Here is a 6,133-nt window from a genome sequence, read left to right on the forward strand (position 1 = left end):
GGTCGCCGCGGCGACCGCCATGGGTGACGAGTGGCAACTGGACGATGCCAATGGCGCGCATCGGCTAGTCTGCATGAGTGCCTTTCGCGCCCCGGATGAAGACCAAGATGAACCGCACCTGGACGACCCTGCTGACCGCTAGCCTGATGAGCCTGACTATCCCGACCCACGCCGCGACCCTGCTGGTGGGCAGCTATACCGATGGTGCCAGCCAGGGTATCTACCGCTACCAGTTCGACGAACAACGGGGCCACATCGACCCTACCCCGCAGCAAGTGGTGAAAAGTGTCAGCCCGTCGTGGCTGGTGCTGTCGGCCGACCGCCGCCTGCTGTTCGCTGTCAATGAAACCCCGGGCGGCAATGCCAGCAGTTTCAGTGTCAGTGCGAAGGGCGACATCAAGCCGCTCAACCAAGTGGCCAGCCAAGGCGACGAGCCAACCCATGCCAGCCTCAGCCATGACCAGCGCTACCTGTTCGTGGCCAACTACGCGGTCAACCCTGACCCCGGCGGCAGCCTGGCAGTGATGCCGGTAGCCAGGGACGGTCAGCTCAAGCCGGTCGTGCAGCAATTGCAACACCGGCCCAGTGGCGTCAACCGCGAGCGCCAGGCGGGGGGGCATGTGCATTCACTGGTGTCGTCACCCAATGGGCAATATCTGTACGCCAGCGACCTCGGTGCCGACAAGGTATTCATCTACCGCTACGACGGCGCCAGCCCGGACCAGCCGTTGAGCCCGGCCACGCCGTCGTCGGTGGCGTTGCCGCCAGGCAGCGGACCACGCCACCTGCTGTTCGATGCCACGGGGCAGCATGCCTACCTCACGTTGGAAATGAGCGGGGAAGTGGTGATGTTCAATGTCAACGGTGCGGGCCTGACCGAGGGTCAGCGCCTGGCACTCACCGAAGCCTCGGCGTCGACGGCCAAGGCGGCGGGCGGGTTGCACCTGTCGGCCGACGGGCGCTTCCTGTACGTGAGCAATCGCGGTACAGCGAATGAAATCGTGGTGTTTGCGGTTGGCAAGGGCGACGGCAAGCTGACGTTTGTGCAGCGCCGCGCCGTCGAAGGCGACCACCCTCGCGAGTTTGCCCTGGACCCCAGCAACCGCTTCCTGCTGGTGGCGAACCAGAAGAGCAACCAGATCGTGGTCATGCGCCGTGACGCCGAGACTGGCAAGCTGGGCGAGACGGTGCAGATCCTGGCCCAGGACGCACCCTCGGACTTGAAGTTCATCGACTGATATCAACACAAGGCCGCTCCTACAGGGAGCCGCGTGAAGCTACCTGGCCATGATCGAGCGGAACAGGTCTGACGCCAACCACCCCTCCAGCCAGCTCCGCAGCCGCGGATAAGCGGCCTCGGCGAACCACTGGGGTTCCACCCCGGCAAACTGGCGCATCAGGGGCAGCAAGGCGGCGTCGGCGATGCTCGGCAGGTCAGCCAACAGATACGGCCGGCTCTCCAACAACCCTTCGAGCTCCGCCAGCCAGGCCTCGGCCTGCTGGCGGTAGTACGCGCGAGGGTGCTGCGGGTAGCGCTCGGCATACTTGTACAGGTTCACCTGCGACTTGAACGTGCTGTCATTACGCGCGATCAGGGCATGCGCCTGCTGCGCCGCCGCGGGGTTCGCGCGCAGTTGCCAATCCTGCGGGTCGTTCTGCGCCAGCGCCCAGCGCATGATATCCAGGCTCTCTTCCAGCACCTGGCTGCCGGTGTCCAGCACCGGCACCGTGCCCTTGGGGGACAAGGCCAGCAGTTCTGCCGGCTTGTTCTTCAGCGCCACTTCGCATACCTCGACCTCACAGCCCGCATAGCGCAGGGCCAGGCGCGCGCGCATGGCCCACGGGCAGCGACGGAACGAGTACAGGATCACCCGCACACCTGCACTTCGCTCAGGCCATTGCCTTGGCGGCGTACCTGAATCTGCACCGGGATGCGCTCGTGCATTTCCTGCACGTGGGAAATCACTGCCACCTTGCGCCCCTGTGCCTGCAAGCCGTCCAGGGCATCCATGGCCAGCTGCAGCGACTCGGGGTCCAGGCTGCCGAAACCTTCATCGATGAACAGCGATTCGATGCGCAGGGTGCTGGAAGCCATCGAAGCCAGGCCAAGGGCCAACGCCAGCGACACCAGGAAGGTTTCGCCGCCGGACAGTGAGTGCACCGAGCGCAGCTCGTCGCCCATTTCGGTGTCCAGGACCAACAGGCCCAGGGCGCTGCCGCCCCGCTTGAGGCGGTAGCGGCGGGCCAGTTGGCGCAGTTGGCTGTTGGCATGGTGCAACAGCAGGTCAAGGTTGTAACCCTGGGCGATCTTGCGGAACACATCGCCCGAGGCCGAGCCGATCAGGGCATTCAGGCGGGCCCAGCGCTGCCACTGCTGGCGGGCTTGCTCAATCTCGGCTGCCAGTGCCTGATGGGCCTGCTGGCGACGCTGGTCATCGGCCTGCTGCGCCCGTAGTTCGGCGCATTGCTGCTCGTGGCTGGCCATGCGCTCGCGCAGTTCCAGCAGGGCTTGCTCGAGGGCTTCGGCCGTGGTGTCCACGCTCATGTCGGCCACGTGCTGTTGCAGGCGCTGTTCGCGTTCCTGCAGCAATACGCGGCTTTGTTCGATAGCTTTTTCCGCGCTTTGCAAGCGCTGGCGCAATGCTGCGACCTGCGCATCCTCCATGGCCAGCAGGCGGTCCAGCCCGGCGTCATCCAGCTCCGGGTGCTGGCTGCGCCACTGCGCAATCTGGCCCTGCAACTGCTGGCATTCGGCAACCAGCGCCTGTTGCTGCTGGCCGTCGGCCTTCAGCTCGCTGGCCAGTTGCACGGCTTGCGTGCGCAGTTCCTGCAGGCGCTGGGCGGTGTCGGCGTCCAGGGCGCGGGCTTGGTCCAGCGCGGCGTCCATGTGCTGTTGCCAGGCTTCGGCAGTGGCGTGTTCACCGAGCAGTTCGCCGAGGGCAGCCTGGGCCTGCTGGCGCTGCTCGTCCAGGGCGGCAAGTTGTTGCTGCAACTGCTGCAGGCCTTGCACCCGGGCCTGGTGCTGGTCGCGCAGCTTGTCGAGTTGGGTTTGCCGGGCCTGCTGTTCTTCCAGTTCGTCCTTGCGCTGTTCCAGTTGCTGCAAGCGCTGGGCGATCTGCTGGTCCAAGGCCAGGAAAGCATTGGCCGGGTCTTCGTCGAGTGCCTTCAGGGCCTGCTCGGGCAGCACCCCGGCCAGGTCGTGCAAGCCTTGCTGCAACTGCTGCTCGTCGTTGGCCAGGGCCTGGTGCTGTTGTTCGAGGTGGCGCTGGGCCTGCTGTTGAGCGTCTTGGGCGGCCTGCAGTTGCTGGGTGAGGCGGGCAGCATCGCGTTGCAGCGTGAGCAGCGCGCTCTGGCGTTTCTCGTCCTGCGCAATTTCCGCCTCCAGGCGCTGCAGCTGGCTGGCCAGCCAGGTGCTACGGGCCTTGTCATCCTGCGGGGCCAGAGCTGGCCACAGGCTGTGGGCCTGCACTTGCGCCACCAGCGGTTGCAACTGATCGCCCAGTTGCTGCTGTTGCTGCTGGAACTCCTTGAGCTGGGCGTTGACCACCCCCAATTGGGTGCGCAGCTCGACCAGCTTGGCGTTGAGGGTGTCGACCTGTCGCTGCGCGGCAGCTTCTTCAGCCTGGTCATGCCGACCCAGGCTGTGCAGCAGTGCGTCAGGCTGGTGGAACGGGTGTTCGGCACTGCCGCAGACTGGGCAAGGTTCGCCATCGCGCAATTGGTCGCGCAGTGCCTCCACGCTGGTGGTGCGCGCCAGGCGTTGCCGCTCCAGCAACTGGCGGGTGAGGTTGAGCGCCTGTTCGGCCGCCTCCAGCTCGGCCTTCGCCGCGGTGCCTTCGCTGATCAATTGCTGGCGTTGCTGCATGGCCTGTTGCTGGCGTTCACGAACGCTGTCCAGTTGCTGGCGCAGTTCCAGTTCGCGGCCGTGCAGGCGCGACATTTCTTCAACGGCGCGCTGCTGCTTGCGGTTGTCCTGCAGCATGCCGCCGAGCAGGTCGATCTGCTCGGCCAGGGCCTGGGGTTCGGCCTTGGCTTCGCGGAACAGCAGCTCGTAGGCGTCTCGCTCGGCCTGCAACTGCACATTGGCCTGGCTGGCCTGGGCCTGCAGGCCGGGCAGCTCTTCGCGGCCCTTGGCCAGGCGGCCGCCAATCAGCATCACCTGTTTGAGTTGCGGCAGGTAGGCGTGCCACGCACTGGCCAAGCCTGCCAGGTGCTCGCTGTCGGCAAGGGCACTGTCGATCTGCGCCAATTGCTGCAGGCTGCGCTGCTGGTTGGCCTCCAGCTGTTGCAACTGCTGCTGGCCATCGGCGACGTGTTGTTCAGCCTGTTGGCTGCTGCTGCTGCTGCGTTGCGCGGCCAGCGCTTCGTCCAGGCGCGCCAGGTTGTCCTGGGCGGCGAAGGCCTGGCGCAGGCGTGGGGCACTCTCGCCGTGTTGCGCCTGGCTGTCGGCGAGCGCCTGGCGTGCGGCGTTCAGTGCTTGCTCCAGGGTATTTGCGCGTGCCTGGAGTTCGTCCTGCTGCTGTTGCTGCTGCGCAATTCTTGCCGCCAGTGGGGCCAGTTGTGCGTTCAGCGCCTGCTGGCGGTGGAACTGGTGGCGCTGAGGTGCCAGGCGCTCCAGGCGCAGCAGGTCCAGGCGCGGTTCGGCCAACTGCTGCCAGTCCTGCTCGGCGGCCTGCAGCGCGCGGACCGCCTCGGCGTGCTGGGCTTGCAGCCGGTTTTGCTCGTGCAGCCAGTTGCGTTGCTGTTCCAGCTGGCGCTCACCGGCCTGGTCAGCCTTCAGGTGCTGCTGCGCCTGCTCCAGTTGCTGGTCGAGCTGGGCGCGGGCTTCGGCGTCCATCGGCAGCAGGTGGCTGGCGCGCGCGAGCAGTTCGTTGTGCACCTCACCGGTCTCGCGGGCCTTGCTGAACGCGCGCTGGCCCAGGCGGGTGTAGATGGCGGTGTTGGTCAGTTTTTCCAGCAGTTCGCTGCGCTCTCTGTCGTCGGCCTTGAGAAACGCGCCAAACTCGCTCTGGGCCAGCATCACCGCGCGGGTGAACTGCTCGAAGTTCAGGCCCAGGCGGGCTTCGACCAACTGTTTGTATTCGTTCTTGCCGCTGGCCAGGACCTGCTCGCTGTCCAGGTCGTAAAAGCTCTGGCGGCTGTGCTGCAACTTGCCGTTGGCCTTGTCGCGGGCGCGGTTGGCTTCCCAGCGGGCACGGTAGCGGCGGCCGTCGACGCCGACGAAATCGACTTCGGCAAAGCCGCTGCCGGTACCACGGCGTAGCAGGTTGCGCGGGTCGGATGTGGGGATGTCGCCGTCGGCATCCGGCACCTTGGCTTCGCGACCGATGTCATTGAGCCGCGGCACGGTGCCGAACAGGGCCAGGCACAGGGCGTCGAGCAGGGTGCTCTTGCCGGCGCCGGTGGGCCCGGTAATGGCGAACAGGCCGGCGCTGGCCAGGGGCTCGGCAGTGAAGTCGATGTCGACGGGGCCGGCCAGCGATGCCAGGTTCTTCAGGCGGATGGCAAGAATCTTCATGGCTGCTCCTCTTCCTGCTGCACGTCCTGCAACAGCTGGGCAAAGTCGGCCAGCGCCTGCTCGTCGACAGCGCTGCCGTAGGCTTGCTCCCAGGCCCGGCTGAACAGGTCTTGCGGGGTCATCTGGGCCAGTTCGACAAAGGCCAGGTCATCATCTTCGCTACTGTTGCGCCCAGCATACTCGGCACTGATGCGCACCAGCCGCACTGCCTTGCCCGCCAGCGCGGTCTCGATCTGCTGGCGCAGGTCCGGTTGCGGCTCGTCGAGAATGACCCGCACCTCCAGCCAGGGTTGGCGATTGGGGTCTTCCAGCAGGTCGATTACCGGCAGGTCTGCCATTTGCTGTAACAGCTCACCCAGCGGTGCCGGGCCGATGCGTTGCAGGGCCACGGCGCGCGGTACCGGGCGCGGCTCGACGCTGACCAGGCCGCTGCCGTCCAGTTCCACCTCCAGCACCTGGTGCGGGTAATTGATTTCGGCGAACGACAGTGGGATCGGTGAGCCGCTGTAGCGGATGCGTTCTTCGCGGTTGACCTTCTGTGGCTTGTGCAGGTGGCCGAGGGCGACATAGCTGATGGCCTTGTCGAACAGCTTGGCCGGCAGCGCCTCGGCGTTG

Annotated in this window: 4 protein-coding genes and 1 pseudogene; 2 read left to right on the forward strand and 3 right to left on the reverse strand. The window is 66.2% G+C overall.

Annotated elements, in window-relative coordinates:
- Both GYA94_RS28795 and GYA94_RS23650 read left to right on the forward strand, forming a co-directional pair.
- Positions 1 to 142, forward strand: a pseudogene (locus GYA94_RS28795) (DUF5629 family protein); the annotation flags it as partial.
- On the forward strand, positions 108 to 1,238 hold the full coding sequence (locus GYA94_RS23650) for a lactonase family protein (RefSeq protein ID WP_255326982.1): 1,131 nt from the start codon (positions 108 to 110) through the stop codon (positions 1,236 to 1,238). The pseudogene GYA94_RS28795 and the gene GYA94_RS23650, both read left to right, overlap by 35 nt.
- 39 nt (positions 1,239 to 1,277) lie before the next feature.
- Here the strand turns inward: GYA94_RS23650 and GYA94_RS23655 are convergent, their stop codons facing one another.
- From GYA94_RS23655 to GYA94_RS23665, 3 genes are all read right to left on the reverse strand, one after another.
- Positions 1,278 to 1,871, reverse strand: coding sequence for a glutathione S-transferase (locus GYA94_RS23655; protein ID WP_110679560.1), 594 nt, complete (start codon positions 1,869 to 1,871; stop codon positions 1,278 to 1,280).
- Complete coding sequence (locus tag GYA94_RS23660) at positions 1,868 to 5,518, reverse strand: AAA family ATPase (protein WP_161893207.1); 3,651 nt, start codon at positions 5,516 to 5,518, stop codon at positions 1,868 to 1,870. The genes GYA94_RS23655 and GYA94_RS23660 overlap by 4 nt, the downstream gene beginning before the upstream one ends.
- Positions 5,515 to 6,133: exonuclease SbcCD subunit D C-terminal domain-containing protein (locus GYA94_RS23665; RefSeq protein WP_174824206.1), on the reverse strand; the 619-nt coding region annotated here is incomplete at its 5' end. The genes GYA94_RS23660 and GYA94_RS23665, both read right to left, overlap by 4 nt.

Origin of the sequence: Pseudomonas juntendi, from assembly GCF_009932375.1 — a bacterium.
Lineage (GTDB): Bacteria > Pseudomonadota > Gammaproteobacteria > Pseudomonadales > Pseudomonadaceae > Aquipseudomonas > Aquipseudomonas juntendi.